The organism is Pseudomonas sp. NUPR-002, assembly GCF_056322725.1.
This window is the reverse complement of sequence record NZ_CM150476.1, coordinates 6,046,656-6,065,354: the sequence shown is the minus strand read 5'-3', so window position 1 is coordinate 6,065,354 and position 18,699 is coordinate 6,046,656. Positions and strand designations below refer to the sequence as shown.

Annotated in this window: 20 protein-coding genes and 1 pseudogene; 15 read left to right on the top strand and 6 right to left on the bottom strand. The window is 61.3% G+C overall.

Annotation, left to right across the window (positions count from 1 at the left end):
- Nucleotides 1-11 precede the first annotated feature (11 nt).
- Nucleotides 12-257, bottom strand: a complete 246-nt coding sequence (locus tag ACVWSC_RS27925) for a TIGR02647 family protein (RefSeq protein ID WP_442110709.1) — start codon at nt 255-257, stop codon at nt 12-14.
- A gap of 84 nt (nt 258-341) precedes the next feature.
- On the bottom strand, nt 342-626 hold the full coding sequence (locus tag ACVWSC_RS27920; protein ID WP_442110707.1) for a hypothetical protein: 285 nt from the start codon (nt 624-626) through the stop codon (nt 342-344).
- A gap of 148 nt (nt 627-774) precedes the next feature.
- Here ACVWSC_RS27920 and ACVWSC_RS27915 point away from each other — a divergent pair, with 148 nt between their 5' ends.
- Complete coding sequence (locus ACVWSC_RS27915) at nt 775-1,440, top strand: glutathione S-transferase family protein (protein WP_442110705.1); 666 nt, start codon at nt 775-777, stop codon at nt 1,438-1,440.
- A gap of 54 nt (nt 1,441-1,494) precedes the next feature.
- Here ACVWSC_RS27915 and argH read toward each other — a convergent pair whose 3' ends face one another.
- Nucleotides 1,495-2,889: an argininosuccinate lyase gene (gene argH, locus ACVWSC_RS27910; RefSeq protein ID WP_442110703.1), complete on the bottom strand. Its 1,395-nt coding sequence runs from the start codon at nt 2,887-2,889 to the stop codon at nt 1,495-1,497.
- A gap of 219 nt (nt 2,890-3,108) precedes the next feature.
- Between argH and ACVWSC_RS27905 the strand changes: the two are divergent.
- The 8 genes and pseudogenes from ACVWSC_RS27905 to rsd form a co-directional block, all read left to right on the top strand.
- A pseudogene (locus ACVWSC_RS27905) lies at nt 3,109-3,215 on the top strand (sensor histidine kinase); the annotation flags it as partial.
- Complete coding sequence (locus ACVWSC_RS27900) at nt 3,212-3,958, top strand: LytR/AlgR family response regulator transcription factor (RefSeq protein WP_442110701.1); 747 nt, start codon at nt 3,212-3,214, stop codon at nt 3,956-3,958. The pseudogene ACVWSC_RS27905 and the gene ACVWSC_RS27900, both read left to right, overlap by 4 nt.
- Before the next feature lie 117 nt (nt 3,959-4,075).
- Nucleotides 4,076-5,017, top strand: a complete 942-nt coding sequence (gene hemC / locus ACVWSC_RS27895; RefSeq protein ID WP_442110699.1) for a hydroxymethylbilane synthase — start codon at nt 4,076-4,078, stop codon at nt 5,015-5,017.
- Nucleotides 5,014-5,781 carry a uroporphyrinogen-III synthase gene (locus tag ACVWSC_RS27890; protein WP_442110697.1) on the top strand — a complete coding sequence of 256 codons (768 nt, stop codon included), beginning with the start codon at nt 5,014-5,016 and terminating at the stop codon, nt 5,779-5,781. Before hemC ends, ACVWSC_RS27890 begins: the two co-directional genes overlap by 4 nt.
- A 45-nt stretch (nt 5,782-5,826) precedes the next feature.
- Nucleotides 5,827-6,921: a uroporphyrinogen-III C-methyltransferase gene (locus tag ACVWSC_RS27885; RefSeq protein WP_442110695.1), complete on the top strand. Its 1,095-nt coding sequence runs from the start codon at nt 5,827-5,829 to the stop codon at nt 6,919-6,921.
- Nucleotides 6,918-8,156: a heme biosynthesis protein HemY gene (locus ACVWSC_RS27880; protein ID WP_442110693.1), complete on the top strand. Its 1,239-nt coding sequence runs from the start codon at nt 6,918-6,920 to the stop codon at nt 8,154-8,156. The genes ACVWSC_RS27885 and ACVWSC_RS27880 overlap by 4 nt, the downstream gene beginning before the upstream one ends.
- A 217-nt stretch (nt 8,157-8,373) precedes the next feature.
- A complete protein-coding gene (locus ACVWSC_RS27875) occupies nt 8,374-8,892 on the top strand; it encodes a disulfide bond formation protein B (RefSeq protein ID WP_442110691.1) in 519 nt (172 codons plus the stop codon).
- A 223-nt stretch (nt 8,893-9,115) separates the two neighbouring features.
- On the top strand, nt 9,116-9,586 hold the full coding sequence (gene rsd / locus ACVWSC_RS27870) for a sigma D regulator (RefSeq protein WP_442110690.1): 471 nt from the start codon (nt 9,116-9,118) through the stop codon (nt 9,584-9,586).
- A gap of 16 nt (nt 9,587-9,602) precedes the next feature.
- Here the strand turns inward: rsd and ACVWSC_RS27865 are convergent, their stop codons facing one another.
- Entirely contained in the window at nt 9,603-10,268 is a 666-nt protein-coding gene (locus ACVWSC_RS27865; protein ID WP_442110688.1) for an FKBP-type peptidyl-prolyl cis-trans isomerase, read from the bottom strand.
- 226 nt (nt 10,269-10,494) lie between these two features.
- Between ACVWSC_RS27865 and ACVWSC_RS27860 the strand changes: the two genes are divergently transcribed.
- Nucleotides 10,495-11,616 carry an AlgP family protein gene (locus tag ACVWSC_RS27860; protein ID WP_442110686.1) on the top strand — a complete coding sequence of 374 codons (1,122 nt, stop codon included), beginning with the start codon at nt 10,495-10,497 and terminating at the stop codon, nt 11,614-11,616.
- Here ACVWSC_RS27860 and ACVWSC_RS27855 read toward each other — a convergent pair.
- The gene (locus ACVWSC_RS27855) at nt 11,592-12,074 is read right to left on the bottom strand and encodes a TIGR02444 family protein (protein WP_442110685.1); all 483 of its coding nucleotides are present in this window, start codon (nt 12,072-12,074) and stop codon (nt 11,592-11,594) included. The genes ACVWSC_RS27860 and ACVWSC_RS27855 overlap by 25 nt on opposite strands.
- Before the next feature lie 50 nt (nt 12,075-12,124).
- Between ACVWSC_RS27855 and ACVWSC_RS27850 the strand changes: the two genes are divergently transcribed.
- From ACVWSC_RS27850 to ACVWSC_RS27830, 5 genes are all read left to right on the top strand, one after another.
- Nucleotides 12,125-14,035 (top strand): ATP-binding cassette domain-containing protein, encoded by a 1,911-nt coding sequence (locus ACVWSC_RS27850; protein WP_442110683.1) that lies wholly within the window; start codon nt 12,125-12,127, stop codon nt 14,033-14,035.
- A 50-nt stretch (nt 14,036-14,085) separates the two neighbouring features.
- Nucleotides 14,086-14,622: a mechanosensitive ion channel domain-containing protein gene (locus ACVWSC_RS27845; RefSeq protein ID WP_442114392.1), complete on the top strand. Its 537-nt coding sequence runs from the start codon at nt 14,086-14,088 to the stop codon at nt 14,620-14,622.
- Nucleotides 14,623-14,705: 83 nt separating this feature from the next.
- A complete protein-coding gene (locus ACVWSC_RS27840) occupies nt 14,706-15,338 on the top strand; it encodes a LysE family transporter (RefSeq protein ID WP_442110681.1) in 633 nt (210 codons plus the stop codon).
- A 182-nt stretch (nt 15,339-15,520) separates the two neighbouring features.
- Complete coding sequence (locus ACVWSC_RS27835) at nt 15,521-17,419, top strand: FTR1 family protein (protein WP_442110680.1); 1,899 nt, start codon at nt 15,521-15,523, stop codon at nt 17,417-17,419.
- A gap of 59 nt (nt 17,420-17,478) precedes the next feature.
- Nucleotides 17,479-17,931: a YaiI/YqxD family protein gene (locus ACVWSC_RS27830; RefSeq protein ID WP_133213927.1), complete on the top strand. Its 453-nt coding sequence runs from the start codon at nt 17,479-17,481 to the stop codon at nt 17,929-17,931.
- 71 nt (nt 17,932-18,002) lie between these two features.
- Here the strand turns inward: ACVWSC_RS27830 and elbB are convergent, their stop codons facing one another.
- On the bottom strand, nt 18,003-18,671 hold the full coding sequence (gene elbB, locus ACVWSC_RS27825; protein ID WP_442110677.1) for an isoprenoid biosynthesis glyoxalase ElbB: 669 nt from the start codon (nt 18,669-18,671) through the stop codon (nt 18,003-18,005).
- Nucleotides 18,672-18,699: the final 28 nt, after the last annotated feature.

Here is an 18,699-nt window from a genome sequence, read left to right as displayed (position 1 = left end):
TTACAGTGTTCTCAGGCCGGCTGAGTGACGTTCAAAATGGTCAACAGCTGCTGCGCATGCTCAGCCGCATCATGCCCCAGGCTGGTCAGGTAACCGCCATCAGGCTGGTCGGTCAGTTGTTTGTCGTACAGGCGCTGGGCGGCGTCGATAAGCGCTTTCGAAGCGGTGTTATGAACCTTGATACCTTCCTGGGTGCTATCCAGGTTGAACAGGGCAAGGACTTCCAGCTCGGCAATCAGATCGGGGGTAAACGACATAGAAACTCCGACTTCCAGACAAGGAGGGCAGCACCGTTGGCGGTGCCTGGTTTTGCAGTGTAGTCAGGGAAATCCTGCTTTGCTTCAGTCCTTTTCAGGTGGCAGCTCAGGCAGGGCGCGCAAGGCGGTCTCATACCACTGAGTGTCAAAAGCGCGGTCATCTTCAAGCATCGCATCGATCTCGTAGGCCAGCACGTGGGCCATGAGGTTGAGGATGTCTTCGCGCTCGTAACCGACGAGGGTGAGTTTGTTGAAGGTGGCTTTGGCCGCAGGCGGGTTATCGCTTTCGATCTGGTTTTCGATCGCTTCGATCAAGGTCGACTCGGCGAACTCTTCTTCGTCGTTGTCGATATCGGTTGGCTCGCTCATGGGCGAATCTCCTTTCAAGGGATGCTCAGTTTGCCACGAGCCAGACGCCAATGCCTTGCTATCGACAAACGCCATGATGCTGGTCAGTAACCGGGCATGGGGCTATAACAACTCGGCCAACCCCCTTTGCGGCCTGGAGGCTGTTTTCATGCTTAAGCTTCATGGATTTGCCGTCAGCAATTACTACAACATGGTCAAGCTGGCGCTGTTGGAAAAAGGCGTTGCGTTCGAAGAAGTGCTGTTTTTTGGCGGCCAGAGCCCGGAGGCGCTGAAGGTCAGTCCGCGCGGCAAGGTGCCCGTGCTGGAGACTGAGCATGGCTTTCTCAGCGAAACCAACCTGATCCTCGATTACATCGAACAGACCCAGCCCGGCGAGAAAGCCCTGCTGCCGGCTGATGCCTTTGCCCAGGCCAAGGTGCGCGAGCTGGTCAAGGAAATCGAGCTGTATATCGAACTGCCCGCCCGTGCCTGTTATCCCGAGGCCTTCTTTGGTGCCAAGGTTGACCCGGCGATCAAAGAAAAAGCCAAGGCAGAACTGCTGGCTGGGGTGCAGACCCTCAAGCGCAACGGCGCGTTCTCGCCTTACGTTGCCGGTAACCAGATGACCCTTGCCGATGTGATGTTCTGCTTCAGCCTGGATTTGGCCAGTGCAGTGGGCAAAGAGGTGTTCGACATGGACCTGTTGGCGGACTTCCCGCAGGCCAAGGCCCTGCTCAAACACTTCAAGCAGAACCCTAACGTGCAGAAAATCGCCGCAGACAAGGACGCGCAAATGCCGGCGTTCCTTGAGATGGTGCGTGGCGGCAAGCGCTAGCCTGCACACCAGCAGCAGGCTCGCGGCATTGCGCCGACGAGCCTGTTCAGTGACTCAGCGGCTGGCCAGCAGGGCCTGACCGCGAGCAACCGCAGCGCGCACCTGGGCCGGTGCGGTACCGCCGATGTGGTTACGGGCGTTGACCGAACCTTCCAGCGTCAGCACCGCGAACACGTCCTGCTCGATCTGGTCGCTGAACTGACGCAGTTCGTCCAGGCTCATTTCGGCCAGGTCTTTACCGCTGTCGACCCCGTACTTGACCGCGTGGCCGACGATTTCGTGGCAGTCACGGAATGGCAGGCCGCGGCGCACCAGGTAATCGGCCAGGTCAGTGGCGGTCGAGAAACCACGCAGGGCGGCTTCGCGCATGATTGCGTGGCGTGGCTTGATCGCCGGGATCATGTCGGCAAAGGCACGCAGCGAGTCGCGCAGGGTGTCGGCGGCGTCGAACAGCGGCTCTTTGTCTTCCTGGTTGTCCTTGTTGTAAGCCAGCGGCTGGCCTTTCATCAGGGTCAACAGGCCGGTGAGGGCACCGAATACGCGGCCGGTCTTGCCGCGAACCAGCTCCGGAACGTCCGGGTTCTTCTTCTGCGGCATGATCGAGCTGCCGGTGCAGAAGCGGTCGGGCAGGTCGATGAACTGGAACTGGGCGCTGGTCCACAGCACCAGCTCTTCGGAGAAGCGCGACAGGTGCATCATTGCCACGCTGGCCGCGGCGCAGAATTCAATGGCGAAGTCGCGGTCGGAAACGCCGTCCAGCGAGTTGCCGCCTACGGCTTCGAAGCCCAGCAGCTGGCAGGTCAGTTCGCGATCGATCGGGTAGGTGGTGCCCGCCAGCGCAGCGCTGCCCAGCGGCATGCGGTTGGTGCGCTTGCGGCAATCGACCAGACGCTCATAGTCACGGCTGAGCATTTCGAACCAGGCCAGCAGATGGTGGCCGAAGGTCACAGGCTGAGCGGTTTGCAGGTGGGTGAAGCCGGGCATGATGGTTTCGGCTTCGCGCTCGGCTTGTTCCAGCAGACCTTTTTGCAGGCGGGTGATTTCGGCCAGGATCAGGTCGATCTCGTCACGCAGCCACAAGCGGATGTCGGTAGCGACCTGGTCGTTACGGCTACGGCCGGTGTGCAGTTTTTTACCGGTGATGCCGATGCGGTCGGTCAGGCGTGCTTCGATGTTCATGTGCACGTCTTCAAGGTCGACGCGCCAGTCGAAGTTACCGGCTTCGATCTCGCCCTGGATGGTTTTCAGGCCATCGATGATGGTGTCGCGCTCGGCATCGGTCAGCACGCCGACCTTCGCCAGCATGGTGGCGTGGGCGATCGAACCCATGATGTCGTGGCGGTACAGGCGCTGGTCAAAATTGACGGAGGCGGTGAAACGGGCGACGAAGGCGTCGACGGGCTCACTGAAGCGGCCGCCCCAGGACTGATTGGTCTTGTCGGTGCTCATGGATTCACTCGTTGAAGGCGTGAACGGAAAAGTGGTGTCGATGATAACAGGGTTAGCGGCTGTGCCGCAGGACGGCGGTCGGTGCAAATGCGTGAATGTGTCGCAGCAAAGGTGCGCGACAGCACGCTTGCAACAGGATATTTATCGATTGAACGGCAGTGTTGCGCCAACCGTCTACAGTTGGACAGAGGATCGGCATGTTTCCAGCCGAACCAGTGAATCTTTAGCCTTCGTGCGAGTCTGAGCGTGGATCGCCGTGACGGTCGTACCTCACTTGTCTACGCTACCCTTGTGCGAGACTCACGCAGGAATCCAGCGCAATATGAATGTCCTGATCGTTGATGACGAACCCCAAGCCCGGGAACGCCTGAGCCGACTGCTAGGTGAACTGGGAGGCTATACAGTACTGGAGCCCAGTGCCAGCAATGGTGAAGAGGCTCTGGCCCTGATCGACAGCCTCAAACCCGAGGTGGTCTTGCTCGACATCCGCATGCCGGGTATGGATGGCTTGCAGGTCGCCGCGCGCCTCTGCGAGCGCGAAGCCCCGCCGGCAGTCGTGTTCTGTACCAGTGACGACGAGTTCACCGTACAGTCCTTTACCGACAGCACCTTGGGTTATGTGCTCAAGCCGGTGACCGCCGATGCCCTGCGCGAAGCGTTGCGCAAGGCCGAGCGGCCCAGCCGGGTCCAACTGGCGGCGCTGACCCGTCCGGCCGCCGAGAGCGGCAGTGGCCCGCGCAGCCATATCAGTGCGCGGACCCGCAAGGGCATCGAGCTGATCCCCCTGGACCAGGTGATCTATTTCATCGCCGACCACAAATACGTGACCTTGCGCCACGATTCTGGCGAAGTGCTCCTGGATGAGCCGCTCAAGGCCCTGGAAGACGAATTTGGCGAACGCTTCGTGCGTATTCACCGCAATGCACTGGTCGCGCGCAACCGTATCGAGCGTCTGCAGCGCACGCCGCTTGGGCACTTTCAACTGTTTCTCAAAGGCCTTAATGGCGACGCATTGATTGTCAGCCGTCGGCATGTGGCCGGTGTGCGCAACATGATGCGGCAGCTTTAGGCCGGGCCTGGAGAATTTTCCTACCAAGGATGGTCCATTCTCCCAGTGACATAGATCTGCAAGTGGGTCGGACTGAGCTGTTATCATCCGTTACATCTATCTTGTACGGATCGATCCATGTCCACTCGTGAAATCCGCATCGCCACACGCAAAAGTGCCCTTGCCCTGTGGCAGGCCGAATACGTCAAAGCCCGCCTGGAGCAGGCCCACCCAGGTTTGCTGGTCACGCTGGTGCCGATGGTCAGCCGGGGTGACAAGCTGCTCGACTCACCGTTGTCGAAAATCGGTGGCAAGGGCTTGTTCGTCAAGGAACTGGAAACCGCGCTCCTGGAAAACCAGGCCGATATCGCGGTGCACTCCATGAAAGACGTGCCCATGGACTTCCCGCAAGGCCTGGGCCTGTACTGCATCTGCGAGCGCGAAGACCCGCGTGACGCCTTTGTTTCCAACACCTTCAAGAGCCTTGATGAGCTGCCAGCTGGCAGTATCGTCGGTACCTCCAGCCTGCGCCGCCAGGCCCAGTTGCTGACCCGTCGCCCTGACCTTGAAATCCGTTTTCTGCGCGGCAACGTCAACACGCGCCTGGCCAAGCTCGATGCCGGTGAGTACGACGCAATCATCCTGGCCGCAGCCGGTTTGATCCGCCTGGGCTTTGAAGATCGCATCACCTCAGGTATCAGCATCGAAGACAGCCTGCCTGCGGGTGGCCAAGGTGCCGTGGGCATCGAATGCCGCAGTGCAGACAGCGAGATCCATGCCCTGCTGGCGCCACTGCACCATCAGGACACTGCTGACCGCGTGGTTGCTGAGCGAGCGCTCAACAAACACCTCAATGGCGGTTGCCAGGTGCCGATTGCCTGTTATGCCGTGCTTGAAGGCGATCAGCTGTGGCTGCGTGGCCTGGTCGGTGAGCCGAGTGGCGGCAAGCTGCTGTGCGCCCAAGCCCGGGCCCCGCGCCAGGATGCCGAAGCGCTGGGTGTGCAGGTTGCCGAAGACCTGCTCAAACAAGGCGCCGAAGAAATCCTCAAAGCCGTTTATGGCGAGGCCGGCCACCCGTGAGCAGCTGGCGTCTGCTCCTGACCCGGCCAGCGGAAGAATGCGCTGCGCTGGCGCAGGTGTTGGCCGAGCAAGGCATTGCCAGCAGCAGTCTGCCGCTGCTTGAAATCGAGGCGCTGAGCCTGGATCAAGCGCAGCTGGACGTGGCGCGTGGCGTGGATCGCTACGCCGCGATCATCGTGGTCAGCAAGCCGGCAGCCCGTCTTGGGCTGGCGGCGTTGTCCCGGTTCTGGCCGCAACTGCCCAAGCAGGCCTGGTTTACCGTGGGCGCTGCCTCTGCGCAGGTGCTCGAAGCCAGTGGCTGCCAGGTCAGCTACCCGGCTGCCGGAGACGACAGCGAAGCACTGCTGCAACTTCCAGCGTTGCACCAGGCAATGGCTGGCCCGGCACCACGGGTGCTGATCATGCGCGGCGAAGGCGGGCGCGAATTGCTTGCCGAGCGTCTCAGCGAGCAAGGTGCTAGTGTCGATTATCTGCAACTCTATCGCCGCCTGCTGCCGACTTACCCGCACGGTGTGCTGCCTGCCCGTGTAACTGCGGAACGCCTGAACGGCCTGGTGGTCAGCAGTGGGCAGGGTTTTGAACATTTGCGGCAGTTGGCCGGGAATGACTGGCCGCAGCTTGCACAGCTGACGCTGTTCGTTCCCAGCCCGCGCGTTGCCGCGCAAGCCCGGGATGCCGGGGCACAGAATGTAGTGGACTGTCGCGGCGCCAGTGCCGCGGCGTTGTTGGCAGCGCTGCAGCAAATGCCTGCACCTGCCCTCTGAAGCGCTAAGCTGATTGGCGACGAGCCCAATGCAAAGGATGGATACGTGAGCGAAACTGTCTTGCCCAACGATGACTTGCAATCGACGCCCGCGGCGTCCGAACCCGCTGCCACCCCGCCGGGCAAACGTTCAGGCAATGGTCTGGCAATCTTCGCGCTGCTGCTTGGCGCCGCAGGCGTAGCCGTCGGTGGTTGGGGCGTATGGCAAGTGCGCCAGCTCCAGGGTGCTGAACAAGGCCAGGGGCAATACCTGCAATCCTTGAGCGAAAAGACCCAGGCGCTGCAGTTGCGCGAGCAACAGATATCCGCACAGTTGGCCAGTTTGCCTGCGGCCAATGAACTGGAAGACCGTCGCCGTCTGGTGGCGCAATTGCAGGGCGATCAGCAGCGCTTGAGCCAGCGCCTGGAAACCATTCTCGGCGCCAGCCGCAAAGACTGGCGCCTGGCGGAGGCGGAGCATTTGCTGCGCCTGGCCAGCTTGCGCTTGTCGGCCCTGCAAGACATCGTCAGCGCCCGTGCGCTGGTGCAGGGTGCCGATGATATTTTGCGTGAGCAGAGCGACCCGGGTGCCTTCGCCGCCCGCGAGCAGTTGGCCAAGAGCCTGGCGACCCTCAACAGCGTGCAGCAGCCGGATCGCACCGGGTTGTTCCTGAAGCTGGCGGCTCAGCGTGAACTGGTGCAGCAGCTCAGTGCTCAGTCGCCCGAGTTCGACAGTAATGCCGATGCCCTCGGCGCGTTGACCGCCGATGGCGATGGCGCCAGCCGCTGGTCGCAGTGGTGGGCAGAGATGACCAAGTACTTCCAGATCGATTTCGACGTGGACGACAATGTACGTCCGTTGCTGGCCGGGCAGTCGCTGAACCAATTGCGTCTGGCCCTGAGCCTGACTATCGAGCAGGCGCAGTGGGCTGCGCTCAATGGTGAGGCCAAGGTCTACACCCAGGCCCTGGATGATGCGCGCAGTGTCTTGCTGGCCAACTTCAACCCTGACAACCCGCAGAGCAAGGCGATGCTCGACAGCCTCAATGCCTTGGCTGAGGAGCCGGTGTCGGTGGTGGTTCCGGACCTGGCCGACAGCCTCAGCGCGGTGCAGGCCTACCTTGAGCGTCGGCACCTGCCAGCCGAGGAGGCCAAGCCATGAAGCGCGTCTACCTGTTGGCGGTGGTGGCCATTGCGGTCGCTGCCGCACTCGGGATCGCGATCGCCAAGCACAGCGGTTATGTGCTGATTTCGTACGGCAGCTTTCGCTATCAATCGGGGCTCTGGGCCGCGCTGGCGGTGCTGGCCAGCATCATTCTCGCGGTGCTGCTGGTGCGCTACCTGGTCGGCCTGGTGCTGACGTCCAGCGGTGTGGTCAACCCGTGGTCGCGGCGCAACCGCAGCCGTCGTACCCGGCTGGCTATCGAGCAGGGTCAGCTGGACCTCGCAGAAGGTCGTTGGGCCAGCGCCCAGCGCCACCTGCAGCGCGCCGCCGAAGCTGAACGCCAACCGTTGCTGTACTACCTCGGTGCGGCGCGAGCCGCCAACGAACTGGGGCGCATCGAAGAGCGTGACAGCCTGCTTGAGCGCGCCCTGGAGCGCCAGCCGCAAGCAGAGCTGGCGATTGCCTTGAGCCATGCCCAGCTGCAACTGGACCATGGTGAGAGCGATGCGGCGCTGGTGACCTTGCAGGCCATGCAGGAACGTCATCCGCATAACGCTCAGGTGCTCAGGTTGCTGCAGCGCCTGTACCGCGAACGTGGCGACTGGTCGGCACTGATCCGCCTGATGCCGGAGCTGCGCAAAGGCAAGGTATTGCCTGCATCCGAGCTGGCCGAGCTGGAGCAACGCGCCTGGGGTGAAAACCTGAGCCTGGCCGCCAGCCGTGAAGGTGAAGAGCAAAGCGCTCTGCAGGCGCTGGAGCGGGCCTGGCAGCAGCTCACGACGGCGCAGCGCCAGGAGCCGCAACTGGTGTTGGCCTATGCCGAGCAGTTGCGTCAGCTGGGTGCCGAAAGCGAGGCGGAAAAGGCCCTGCGCACTGCACTCAAGCGTGAGTATGAAAGCCACTTGGCGCGGCTCTATGGCCTGGTGCGTGGCGCAGACCCCGCACGCCAGTTGCAGACGGCCGAAGGCTGGTTGAAGGCGCATGCCGATGATCCCGGCCTGCTGCTTACCTTGGGGCGTTTGAGCCTGCAGAATCGCCTGTGGGGCAAGGCGCGTGATTACCTGGAAAGTAGTTTGCGCCTTCAACGTAACCCTGAGGCCTGTGCAGAGCTTGCGCGTTTATTGGCCGGGCTGGGTGATTCCGAGCGCAGCAACCAGCTGTTTCAAGAAGGCTTGGGCTTGCTGGACAAGCGACTGCTAGCCTTGCCTTTGCCGGGCGCAGTACAAGCATGATTCACCCTTGGGCTTGTGCGTAATGCGCGAGCCCAAGGCCTTTCAGAAAGTCCCTACAGCTACAAGTTTCTATATCTGACAAAGTCAGACGAAATAACTACTCCTCTAAGCGATTATTCCCTTTCTCTTCAGGGAGTTGCCTTATTTGTCGCGCCTTGAAACAAGGCGCAACTTTCCTCTACCGTTGAAGCCTGTTTATTTCAATCACGGAACCATCATGCCGTTGGCCCGCTTGCGCTCAATGTTCCTTCCGGCTTTGTTGGCCTCGGTGCTCGTGCTGGCCGTTGCGCTCTATCTTGAATGGGGTGTGGCGTTGGCGCCTTGTACGTTGTGTTACAGCCAGCGGCTGTCGCTTGTCGGTATTGTGCTGGTCTGTCTATGCGCCGTGGTGCACTTCCCCGGACGCTTCGGCACCTACGTATACGCGGCGCTGGCGCTGTTGTTTGCCACCACTGGGGCGCTGCTTGCGGCCAGGCATGTGTGGTTGCAGGGCGCATCGGCACTGACCCTTGGTTGTCAGCCATCGATGAACTATTTCATCGAAAGCATGCCCTTGAGTCAGTTGCTCAAAGTCATGGTGCTTGGCAGCGCTGAATGCGCACCGATCAACTGGAGTTTTCTCGACCTGACGGTTCCAGAATGGAGCTTGTTGTCATTCGTGCTGTTGGCCGCACTGCTACTTTTTCGTCTGGTTGCCTACCGGCATGCGGTTATCCGGCATCCGCTCAAAAGCTGAAGCGCAGGGCTACGGTTGCTTGCGACCGGCGGCAGGTCAAAGTGGGATTAAACACTTGTATGAACTTTGTCGCCTGCGTACCTTGAAGCCTAGGGCGCACGGGAATAATCTCCCTGCACGCATACCGAAAACACAGCTGCTCGATGCCGCCTGCTGCTTTCACCTTTGCTCTGCACATTTGCGAGCGGGGGCAGGCGCATAACCCAAAAGGGAAGAGATCGCCATGCTAGATAGTTGTCAGAATGCTCAGGAACGCTGGGGTGGGGTTCATCAGCTTATTGACCGCTGGTTGGATGAGCGTGCAGAACTGGTGACAGCCTTTCGCACGTTGCGCGACGCCAAGCCGGTATTCGCTGACAAAGAAAAAAGCCGGGACTTCTGTGCGGTGCTGATCGATTACGTGTCGGCCTGGCATTTTGAAGTGAGCGAACAATTGGTCAGCGAAGCCAAGGCCTTTGGTGATACCAAGGGGCTGGAACTGGCCAAGCAGATCAGCCCGCGTATCGATGCGACCACTGAAATCGCTACGGCCTTCAACGACCATTGCGACAAGGGCAACTGCAACGATCCTGAGCGCTTCGCGAAGAAGCTGAACGAGCTGGGCAGCTTGCTGCACGAGCGCTTCGAACTCGAAGATTGCCTGATCGAAGTACTGCATACCGCGCACAGTGAAGAGGCTGCGGTACAGGCGTGATGGATGCGCCGGCTACTCAGTCGGCGACCCCCACCAGCTCGATCTCGAACACCAGTGGCGTATAGGGCGCAATCAGGTCGCCCGCGCCTTCGGCGCCATAGGCCAGGGCTGAAGGAATCACCACACGCCACTTCGATCCTGTTGCCATTTCTGGCAACGCCATTTGCCATCCCTCGATCACACTGTCCAGATTGAACCATTGCGCATTTTGGTTTTGATCGAAGACGCTGCCATCAGGCAACTTGCCGACATAGCGAACCTGGACTTTTCCGTGAGCGGAGGGTTTGGCACCGCTACCTTTGACTGACTCATTGACCAGAATGCCTGCGGCTAATTCGCGCACACCCGAGCGAGCTCGCTCAGTGGCCATGAAGCGTTTTTCGGCACTTAGCAACTGTTCCTGCTGTGCTTGTAGTGCAGCTTCATTGGCACGCTTTTCATGTTCAGTGAGTACGGCCGTCATGCGCTCTTTGCTCAGTGCCAGTGGCTTGTTCTGATAGGCCTGACGCAAGCCTTCAAGCAGGGCATCCAGTTGCAAGTCGGGAACTTCCGAACGCAAGCGCTCGCCCAGGCTGGCGCCGAGGCTGTAGGCCAGATCGTGCTCGTTTGTGGTGGGTTGCGAGGGCGCTGCAATGAGCGATGCCGGGAATAAAAAAACAGCTAACACTAGATGGCGTGACACGGGCTCACTCCTGCTTCAGCGGATATGAAGTATGCCAGCCTTCGCCAGTGACTTCGTGTAAATATCAGCAACACTTTGTGAAGCATCTACACTTGATTCCAGCTGCAGCGATAACAACTTTGCCCAGGCATGCAACGCGGCGCCTTCAATACTGTCAACATGCCCTAGCGGCGGTAGCAGCAGAAGCATAGTATGAGCCGCACTCTCGTCAGCCAGGAGGTAAACCATGTCGGCCAATAAGAAGCCAGTAAGTACGCCGTTGCACCTGCTCCAACAACTCTCGGGCAGCCTGCTCGATCATTTGGAAAATGCCTGCTCGCAAGCGCTGGCTGATGCTGAAAAACTGCTCGCCAAGTTGGAGAAGCAACGCGGTAAAGCACAAGAGAAACTGCACAAATCCCGTCTCAAACTGCAAGAGTCAGCCAAGTCTGGAAAAGCAAAAGCGCAGGCCAAGGCCAAGTCCGCTGCCGCTGAACTGGAAGAGTTGCTCGATTCGCTCAAAGAGCGCCAGTCGCAGACGCGCACCTACATTCTGCAACTCAAGCGTGATGCCCAGGAAAGCCTGAAACTGGCTCAGGGTGTTGGCAAAGTTAAAGAAGCAGCTGCCAAGGCACTGACCCAGCGTGAAGCTAAACCTGCTGCGGTAGCGGCCAAGCCAGCTGCCAAACCCGCGGCAAAAGCGGCGAGCAAACCTGCCGCTAAACCCGCTGTAAAAGCTGCTGCAAAACCGGCTGCCAAGGCCCCGGCACGCACTGCGGCTGCCAAGCCTGCCGCTGCAAAACCTGCGGCTAAACCAGCGGCCAGGCCCGCAGCCAAAACTGCCGCAGCCAAACCGGCTGCCGCTAAAGCACCGGCCAAACCAGCTGCTGCAAAACCTGCTGCAAAACCTGCGGCCAAGCCAGCTGCTAAAGCCGCTGCGAAACCTGCAGCCAGAACGGCTGCTGCCAAGCCTGCCGCCGCCAAGCCAGCGGCAGCCAAACCAGCAGCAGCGAAGCCAGCGGCCAAGCCCGCGGCTAAACCTGCAGCAGCGAAGGCACCTGCCAAACCAGCAGCCAAGCCAGCGGCGGCGAAAGCACCTGCCAAACCAGCAGCCAAACCCGCAGCAGCTAAGGCCCCCGCCAAGCCTGCAGCCAAGCCAGCGGCAGCCAAAGCACCTGCAAAACCAGCGGTCAAACCCGCTGCAAAAGCACCTGCCAAGCCAGCTGCTCAACCCGCTGCAGCCAAGCCTGCGGCACCCGCGCCAGTGGCTTCCACTCCAGCACCTGCAGCCACTGCACCGACGACGCCTGCCGCAACCCCTGCAGCATCGCCGGTAACCCCAGCTCAAACGCCGTCTTCGGCGTCCTGAGTCGATTGCATCACGGCGCGCAGCGTATGCAGCGCGTCGTGATGCACACCGGCGCCTGCAGGCGCTAGAGCGCCAAGCCAGTCGGCAGCCACTCCCGGTGTTGCCAACCAACCGTCACAGATCCCCTGCAAACGTTCGAGCACGATGCGCTCGGCATTCAGTTCCAGCCCCTTCACCTGCTCACGCAACGTAGCCAACTGCGGGTCATGCATGGCCGCTGTGCGCCATTGCTGACGCAAATTGCGCAACGGCTTAACCACATCGGTTTGCCAGGCTTCGGCACCTTCGCGCAGGGCCTGGAGGCGTTGCTCGTTCGCTGCAATGCTACGGCTGTCGAGCCAGGCTGCGCACAGCAGCAGGCAGACGTCGCCGCCTTGATCCTGCCATTGCAGGCAGGCAGCTTCCACGCCGGGGCGGGCGTAAAGATCCAGGGCAAAATTCCACAGGTCGGTGTACATGGTCCCACTCGCGCCAGTTGCCGACGAAGCTGGTAGACTCCGCGGCCATTATGATCAGACTATCGAACCTCACTTTACAGCGTGGTCCTCAGCGCCTGCTAGAAGGCGCCGAGATGACCCTGCACGCCGGCCAGAAAGCCGGCCTGATCGGTGCCAACGGCGCCGGTAAATCCAGCTTGTTCGCCTTGCTGCGCGGGGAGCTGACGCCTGACTCCGGCGACTGTCAGCTGCCGGCAGACTGGCGCATCGCGCACATGCGCCAGGAGGTCGATACCCTCGACCGGCTGGCGGTTGATTATGTGCTTGATGGTGACGCTCGTTTGCGCAAGGTCCAGGCCGACCTCGCTGCTGCCGAGGCTGCGCATGACGGTACGGCGCTCGCGCGTCTGCACATCGAACTCGACAGCGCCGACGGCTACACCGCCGATGCCCGTGCGCGCAAACTGCTGGCAGGCCTTGGGTTTACCAACGAGCAGATGGACCGCCGAGTCGGCGACTTCTCCGGTGGCTGGCGGATGCGCCTGAACCTGGCTCAGGCGCTGATGTGCCCTTCCGACCTGCTGCTGCTCGACGAACCCACCAACCACCTGGATCTCGATGCGATCCTGTGGCTGGAAGATTGGCTCAAGGGTTATCCGGGCACACTGCTGCTGATTTCCCACGACCGCGATTTCCTTGATGCGGTGGTCGACCATGTGGCCCACGTCGAGCAGTGCAAACTGACGCTCTACCGTGGCGGCTACACGGCGTTCGAACGCACCCGTGCCGAGCGTCTGGCGCAGCAGCAACAGGCCTATGAGAAGCAGCAGGCCCAGCGTGCGCACATGGAAAAATACATCGCCCGATTCAAGGCGCAGGCCACCAAGGCCCGTCAGGCGCAAAGCCGGATCAAGGCGCTGGAGCGCATGGAAGAACTGTCGGCGGCGCATGTCGATTCGCCGTTCGACTTCACCTTCCGTGAGTCAGAGAAAATCTCCAGCCCGTTGCTCGATTTGTCGGAAGGGCGCCTGGGCTACGGCGACAAGACCATTCTGGAGAAGGTCAAGCTGCAGCTCACCCCGGGTGCGCGTATCGGCTTGCTCGGCCCCAATGGTGCCGGTAAATCGACCCTGATCAAAAACCTCGCCGGTGAACTGGAGCCGCTGAGCGGCCGCCTGGTGCGCGGTGAGAACCTGTCTGTGGGTTACTTTGCCCAGCATCAGCTGGACTCCTTGGATAACAAGGCCAGCCCCTTGCTGCACCTGCAGCGCCTGGCACCGACCGAGCGTGAGCAGACCTTGCGCGATTTCCTCGGTGGCTTTGACTTCCGCGGTGGCCGTATCGATGAACCGGTGCTGAATTTCTCCGGTGGCGAGAAGGCGCGACTGGCCCTGGCCCTGATTGCCTGGGAACGTCCCAACCTGTTGCTGCTCGACGAACCGACCAACCACCTCGACCTGGAAATGCGCTTGGCGCTGACCATGGCGTTGCAGGAGTTCAGTGGTGCGGTGCTGGTGGTTTCCCACGACCGTCACTTGCTCAAGAGCACCACCGACGACTTCCTGCTGGTGGCCGACGGCAAGGTCGAGACCTTCGACGGCGACCTCGACGATTACACCCGTTGGCTGGTCGAGTACCGTCAACGCAACGCGCCTGTCAGCACTGCGCCGGTCAATGCCGACAAGACTGACAAGAAAGCTCAGCGTCAGGCCGCCGCCGCACTGCGTCAGCAACTGGCACCGCACAAGCGTGAAGCCGACAAGCTCGAGCGTGAGCTGGGCACCTTGCATGAGCAATTGGCCAAGGTCGATGCCAGCCTGGGTGACAGCGCCCTGTATGAAGCAGCACGCAAGGACGAGCTGCGCGACTTGCTGGCCCAGCAGGCCAAGCTCAAGGTTCGCGAAGCTGAACTGGAAGAAGCCTGGATGGCCGCCCTCGAGCAGCTGGAGACCATGCAGGCGGAGCTGGAGGCGTTGTCTTGATAACGTCGTTGCAGCTTCCGGTACCGCCGGAGTGGATTGCGCCGTTCTGGATGGGCCTGCAGATACTCCTGATCCTGTGCGCTGCGTTCGTGCTGCAGCGCCTGGTGGGGCGCGGCCTCAAGCGCCTGGGCGAGCGTTATCCGTTGCCACCGGAGCTGATGGTGCCGGTGCGCGGCGGCTTGCGCTGGCTGATCATGGGCAGTGCACTGGTGTTCGTGCTGGAGCGCCTTGGGGTTTCTGCCACGGTGCTGTGGACGGCCCTGTCGGGCTTTGTGGCCGTGGCAGCGGTGGCGTTCTTCGCCATGTGGAGTGTGCTGTCCAACCTGCTGTGTGCGGTGCTGATCTTCACCGTCGGGCCGTTTCGCATCGGGGACGTGGTGGAGCTGGTCGAAACCATCGACAAGCCCGGCGTCAAAGGGCGGGTAGTGGCCATCAACCTGCTGTTCACCACCCTCACCGAAATGCCTGAAGCGGGTGGGGCGACGGTGCAGGTGCCGAACAGCCAGTTCTTCCAGAAATCGGTCAGGCGTTGGCGCGGTACAGACGTTGTGCCTTTGGTAGGCGACGACAAAACCACGGGTAAATGATCGCGATCTGAAAAAAATCGTGGTTATTTTTTCACCAGCACACTAGCTTAGAGCTTTGTAACAAGTTCGGTCCGAGGTGTGCGATGTCGTTGGAAACGTGGTTGGCCTTTTTTGCCGCTTGCTGGGTGATCAGCCTCTCACCGGGCGCCGGGGCGATTGCTTCGATGTCCTGTGGCCTGCAGTACGGTTTCTGGCGCGGTTACTGGAACGCCTTGGGCCTGCAACTGGGCCTGGTGCTGCAGATTGCGATCATTGCTGCCGGTGTCGGCGCCATCCTGGCGGCCTCGGCGACCGCGTTCCAGCTGATCAAATGGTTCGGTGTTGCCTACCTGGTGTACCTGGCCGTGAAGCAATGGCGTGCGCTGCCTTCGGATCTTAGCGATGAGTCAGCGGTACGGCCGATTGGCAAGCCGCTGAGCCTGGTGTTTCGTGGCTTTCTGGTCAATGTCAGCAACCCCAAAGCACTGGTTTTCATGCTGGCGGTGCTGCCACAGTTCATCAACCCCCATGCACCGCTGCTGCCTCAGTACCTGATCATCACCGCGACCATGATCACCGTCGACCTGCTGGTGATGGCCGGGTATACCGGCCTGGCTGCACGGGTATTGCGTTTGCTGCGCACGCCCAAGCAACAGCGGCGGATGAACCGGACCTTTGCCGGTTTGTTCCTCGGCGCAGCCACCTTGCTCGCCACCATCCGCCGAGCTCCCGTCTGAATCCCGGTAGGAGCGGGCTTGCCCCGCGATAGCGGTGTGTCAGTCATACCGCTTCGCGGGGCAAACCCGCTCCTACAGGTGAAATTGTCACTAAATTTTACTTAGATTGACCGGCACACCTTGAGCGATCGCCAATGGAAGTGAACAATGCAATTCCTCGCATTGTTATTTGAGATTGGCTCATGATTCCCCGTTCCCGCTTGCTCGCCTGGCTGTTATGGCCGGTGTTGGCGCTGTGCAGTTCTGTGCTGCTGGCCGACACCGTGGACGACGCTGCCAAGGCTTTGCATTTGCTCGATTACATCGGCGCCGATTACCCGGCCACGGTCGAGGCTGGCAAGGTGGTGGATGACGGTGAATACCGCGAGCAGTTGGAGTTCACTGAGGTGCTGCAAGGCCTGGTCAGTGGCTTGCCCGCGCGCCCCGAGCGCCAGTCCCTGGAGCAGGGTGTGGCGAGCCTGCGTCAGGCGATCGATCAGCGTCATGACGGCGCTGGCGTTGCGCGTCAGGCCCGGCAGCTTGGCGCACAACTGGCGGTCGCCTACGAAGTCAGCCAAGCACCGATCATCACCCCGGACCCTACCCGTGGTGCACCACTGTATGCCCAGCACTGTTCGGTATGCCATGGCGATACCGGTGCCGGCGATGGCCCGGCGGGTGTAGGCCTGGAGCCACCACCGGCCAACCTGCGCAGCAGCGAGCGCCTCGCGCGGTTGAGCCTGTATGACCTCTACAACACCCTCGGGCAAGGCATCGAAGGCACCGACATGCCTTCCTTTGCCGACCAGCTGGACGAGCGTCAGCGTTGGGACCTGGCCACCTATATCGCCAGTTTCACCGCCGACCCGGCCAAGGCCAGCGGCGAGATCCGCTACAACCTTGCTGATCTGGCACGCCAGACCCCGTTGGAGATTGAAGCGTCGCAAGGCCTGGACGCAGCGGCAGTGTTTCGCGCCCAGCGCGCGCAGCCACCGCAGGTGCAGCGTGGCCCGGCGCAGTTGCTGGACTATACCGCCGACACCCTGGACAAGAGCCTGGCGGCCTATCAGAGCGGCGATCATGAACAGGCCTACGACCTCTCGGTAGCGGCGTACCTGGAGGGCTTCGAGTTGGTCGAGAGCTCCCTGGACAACGTCGACGCCAATGTACGCAAGGACACCGAAAAATCACTGATGGCTTACCGTCAGTCGCTGCAAGATGGCCTGCCCATCGAGCAGGTCAGTCAGCGTTTGCAGGCGGCCAAGGCCAAGCTCAAGGAGGCTGCCGGACTGTTGGGCGGCGACAGCCTGAGCTGGTCGTTGAGCTACATCTCAGGCTTGCTGATTCTGCTGCGCGAGGGCCTGGAAGCGATCCTCGTGCTGGCGGCGATTCTCGCCTTCCTGCGCAACACCGGCCAACAGTCGGCGGTACGCAGCGTCAACATTGGTTGGCTGCTGGCGTTGCTCGCCGGGTTTGGCACCTGGGCCCTGGCGGCCTATGTGATCGACGTTGGCGGTGCGCAGCGTGAACTGCTCGAAGGCTGTACGGCGTTGTTCGCCAGCGTCATGGTGCTGTGGCTGGGGGTGTGGATGCACGACCGTCGGCATGCCGCGGCCTGGCAGAACTACATCAAAAGCAGCCTGGTCAGTGGCGGCGGGCGGTTCGGCTTTGCCTTGCTGGCGTTCTTCTCGGTTTACCGCGAACTGTTCGAAGTGATTCTGTTCTACGAAACCCTGTGGCTGCAGGCAGGGCCTGCCGGGCATCAGGCGGTTCTGGCGGGTGGCGCCACCGCCTTGGTGCTGCTGGTGGGGCTGGCGTGGATCATTCTGCGCGGCTCGGCCAAGCTGCCGCTGGCGCTGTTCTTCAGCATCAACGCCGCCTTGCTCTGCGCCTTGTCGGTGGTGTTTGCCGGGCATGGGGTCAAAGCATTGCAGGAGGCGGGGGTGTTCGGCACGCGTCCGGTGGCCTTCTTTGACTTCGACTGGCTGGGTATCCACGCTGACGCCTACTCGCTGGCGGCGCAAGCCGTTGCCTTGCTGGCTATCGTGATTCTCTACGGGCGCAGCCGTCTGGCTGAGAAGCGACGCGTTTCAGCAGGCTGATTTGAAGCGCAGCGGGCGAGCGGGGATACTGTTCGCCCGTTTTTGTTGGAAGTGTTGTCATGCGTGTCTGGATTGATGCCGATGCCTGCCCCAAGGCGGCCAAGGATCAGGTCGTCAAATTTGCCCTGAAACGCCAGCTGGAAGTGGTGCTGGTCGCCGGGCAGAGCCAGATCAAGCCGGCCTTTGCTTGCGTCAAGCTGATCGTGGTGCCGAGCGGCCCTGATGCTGCGGACGATTACCTGGTCGAGCATGCCGTGCCGGGTGAACTGGTGATCTGCAGCGATGTGCCGCTGGCCGACCGGCTGGTGAAAAAAGGTGTGGCTTGCCTTGACCCGCGTGGCCGCGAGTTCGATGAGCGCAACATGGGCGAGCGTCTGGCGGTGCGCAATCTGTTCACTGACCTGCGCGAGCAGGGGCAGGTCGGGGGTGGCCAGGCGCCTTATGGCGATCGTGAGAAGCAGGCGTTTGCCAATTCCCTGGACCGGATTCTTACGCGTCTGGCACGTCAGTAGTCAGGTTGATCGCGGGGCAAGCCCGCTCCCACAGGATTTGCTGTGGGAGCGGGCTTGCCCCGCGATGCGTTTCAGTCTTTCTCGTGAGTCAACTCGAGCACCCGGTCTACCAGCTTGTTGATGCCACCAGCCGCTTCGAAGATCGACTGTGCCAGCATGTACGCCGGGGTGCTGACCAGTTTGCGCTGGGTGTCTTCGACAATGTCGTGGACATCGCATTCTTCGTGGGTGCCGCCCATCTTGACGATGGCGGCGCTGGTGTCGGCGTCGTTGCCGATGGTGCAGACCACGCCGGGACCGTAGATTTTTGCCGCCAGGGCAGGGGAGATGCAGATCAGGCCAACCGGCTTGCCAGCCTCGGCGAAGGCTTCTGCCAGGGCGAGCACGTCTGGGTTGACGGTGCAGCCCGTGCCTTCAACGGCAAAGTTGGACAGGTTTTTCGCCGCGCCAAAGCCACCCGGTACGATCAAGGCATCAAAGTCTTTGGCGTCAGCTTCGCGCAGGTCTTTGACGTTGCCGCGGGCGATGCGCGCCGACTCCACCAGAACGTTACGCGTTTCCGGCATTTCTTCGCCGGTCAGGTGGTTTACCACATGCATCTGCGCAATGTTGGGGGCAAAGCACTGCACCTCGGCGCCACGTTGGTCCAGGCGCAGCAGGGTGATGACGCTTTCGTGGATTTCGGCGCCGTCAAAGACACCACAGCCGGAAAGAATCACTGCAACTTTTTTCTTGGTCATGCTCACTACTCCCGAGTCGAGGCACTCA

What these genes read in the sequence shown, in the direction of transcription:
- ACVWSC_RS27925 (WP_442110709.1), bottom strand. Translation starts at nt 257, where the DNA reads ATGTCGTTTACCCCCGATCTGATTGCCGAGCTGGAAGTCCTTGCCCTG.
- ACVWSC_RS27920 (WP_442110707.1), bottom strand. Translation starts at nt 626, where the DNA reads ATGAGCGAGCCAACCGATATCGACAACGACGAAGAAGAGTTCGCCGAG.
- ACVWSC_RS27915 (WP_442110705.1), top strand. Translation starts at nt 775, where the DNA reads ATGCTTAAGCTTCATGGATTTGCCGTCAGCAATTACTACAACATGGTC.
- argH (WP_442110703.1), bottom strand. Translation starts at nt 2,889, where the DNA reads ATGAGCACCGACAAGACCAATCAGTCCTGGGGCGGCCGCTTCAGTGAG.
- ACVWSC_RS27900 (WP_442110701.1), top strand. Translation starts at nt 3,212, where the DNA reads ATGAATGTCCTGATCGTTGATGACGAACCCCAAGCCCGGGAACGCCTG.
- hemC (WP_442110699.1), top strand. Translation starts at nt 4,076, where the DNA reads ATGTCCACTCGTGAAATCCGCATCGCCACACGCAAAAGTGCCCTTGCC.
- ACVWSC_RS27880 (WP_442110693.1), top strand. Translation starts at nt 6,918, where the DNA reads ATGAAGCGCGTCTACCTGTTGGCGGTGGTGGCCATTGCGGTCGCTGCC.
- ACVWSC_RS27875 (WP_442110691.1), top strand. Translation starts at nt 8,374, where the DNA reads ATGCCGTTGGCCCGCTTGCGCTCAATGTTCCTTCCGGCTTTGTTGGCC.
- rsd (WP_442110690.1), top strand. Translation starts at nt 9,116, where the DNA reads ATGCTAGATAGTTGTCAGAATGCTCAGGAACGCTGGGGTGGGGTTCAT.
- ACVWSC_RS27860 (WP_442110686.1), top strand. Translation starts at nt 10,495, where the DNA reads ATGTCGGCCAATAAGAAGCCAGTAAGTACGCCGTTGCACCTGCTCCAA.
- ACVWSC_RS27855 (WP_442110685.1), bottom strand. Translation starts at nt 12,074, where the DNA reads ATGTACACCGACCTGTGGAATTTTGCCCTGGATCTTTACGCCCGCCCC.
- ACVWSC_RS27850 (WP_442110683.1), top strand. Translation starts at nt 12,125, where the DNA reads ATGATCAGACTATCGAACCTCACTTTACAGCGTGGTCCTCAGCGCCTG.
- ACVWSC_RS27845 (WP_442114392.1), top strand. Translation starts at nt 14,086, where the DNA reads ATGGGCCTGCAGATACTCCTGATCCTGTGCGCTGCGTTCGTGCTGCAG.
- ACVWSC_RS27840 (WP_442110681.1), top strand. Translation starts at nt 14,706, where the DNA reads ATGTCGTTGGAAACGTGGTTGGCCTTTTTTGCCGCTTGCTGGGTGATC.
- ACVWSC_RS27835 (WP_442110680.1), top strand. Translation starts at nt 15,521, where the DNA reads ATGATTCCCCGTTCCCGCTTGCTCGCCTGGCTGTTATGGCCGGTGTTG.
- ACVWSC_RS27830 (WP_133213927.1), top strand. Translation starts at nt 17,479, where the DNA reads ATGCGTGTCTGGATTGATGCCGATGCCTGCCCCAAGGCGGCCAAGGAT.
- elbB (WP_442110677.1), bottom strand. Translation starts at nt 18,671, where the DNA reads ATGACCAAGAAAAAAGTTGCAGTGATTCTTTCCGGCTGTGGTGTCTTT.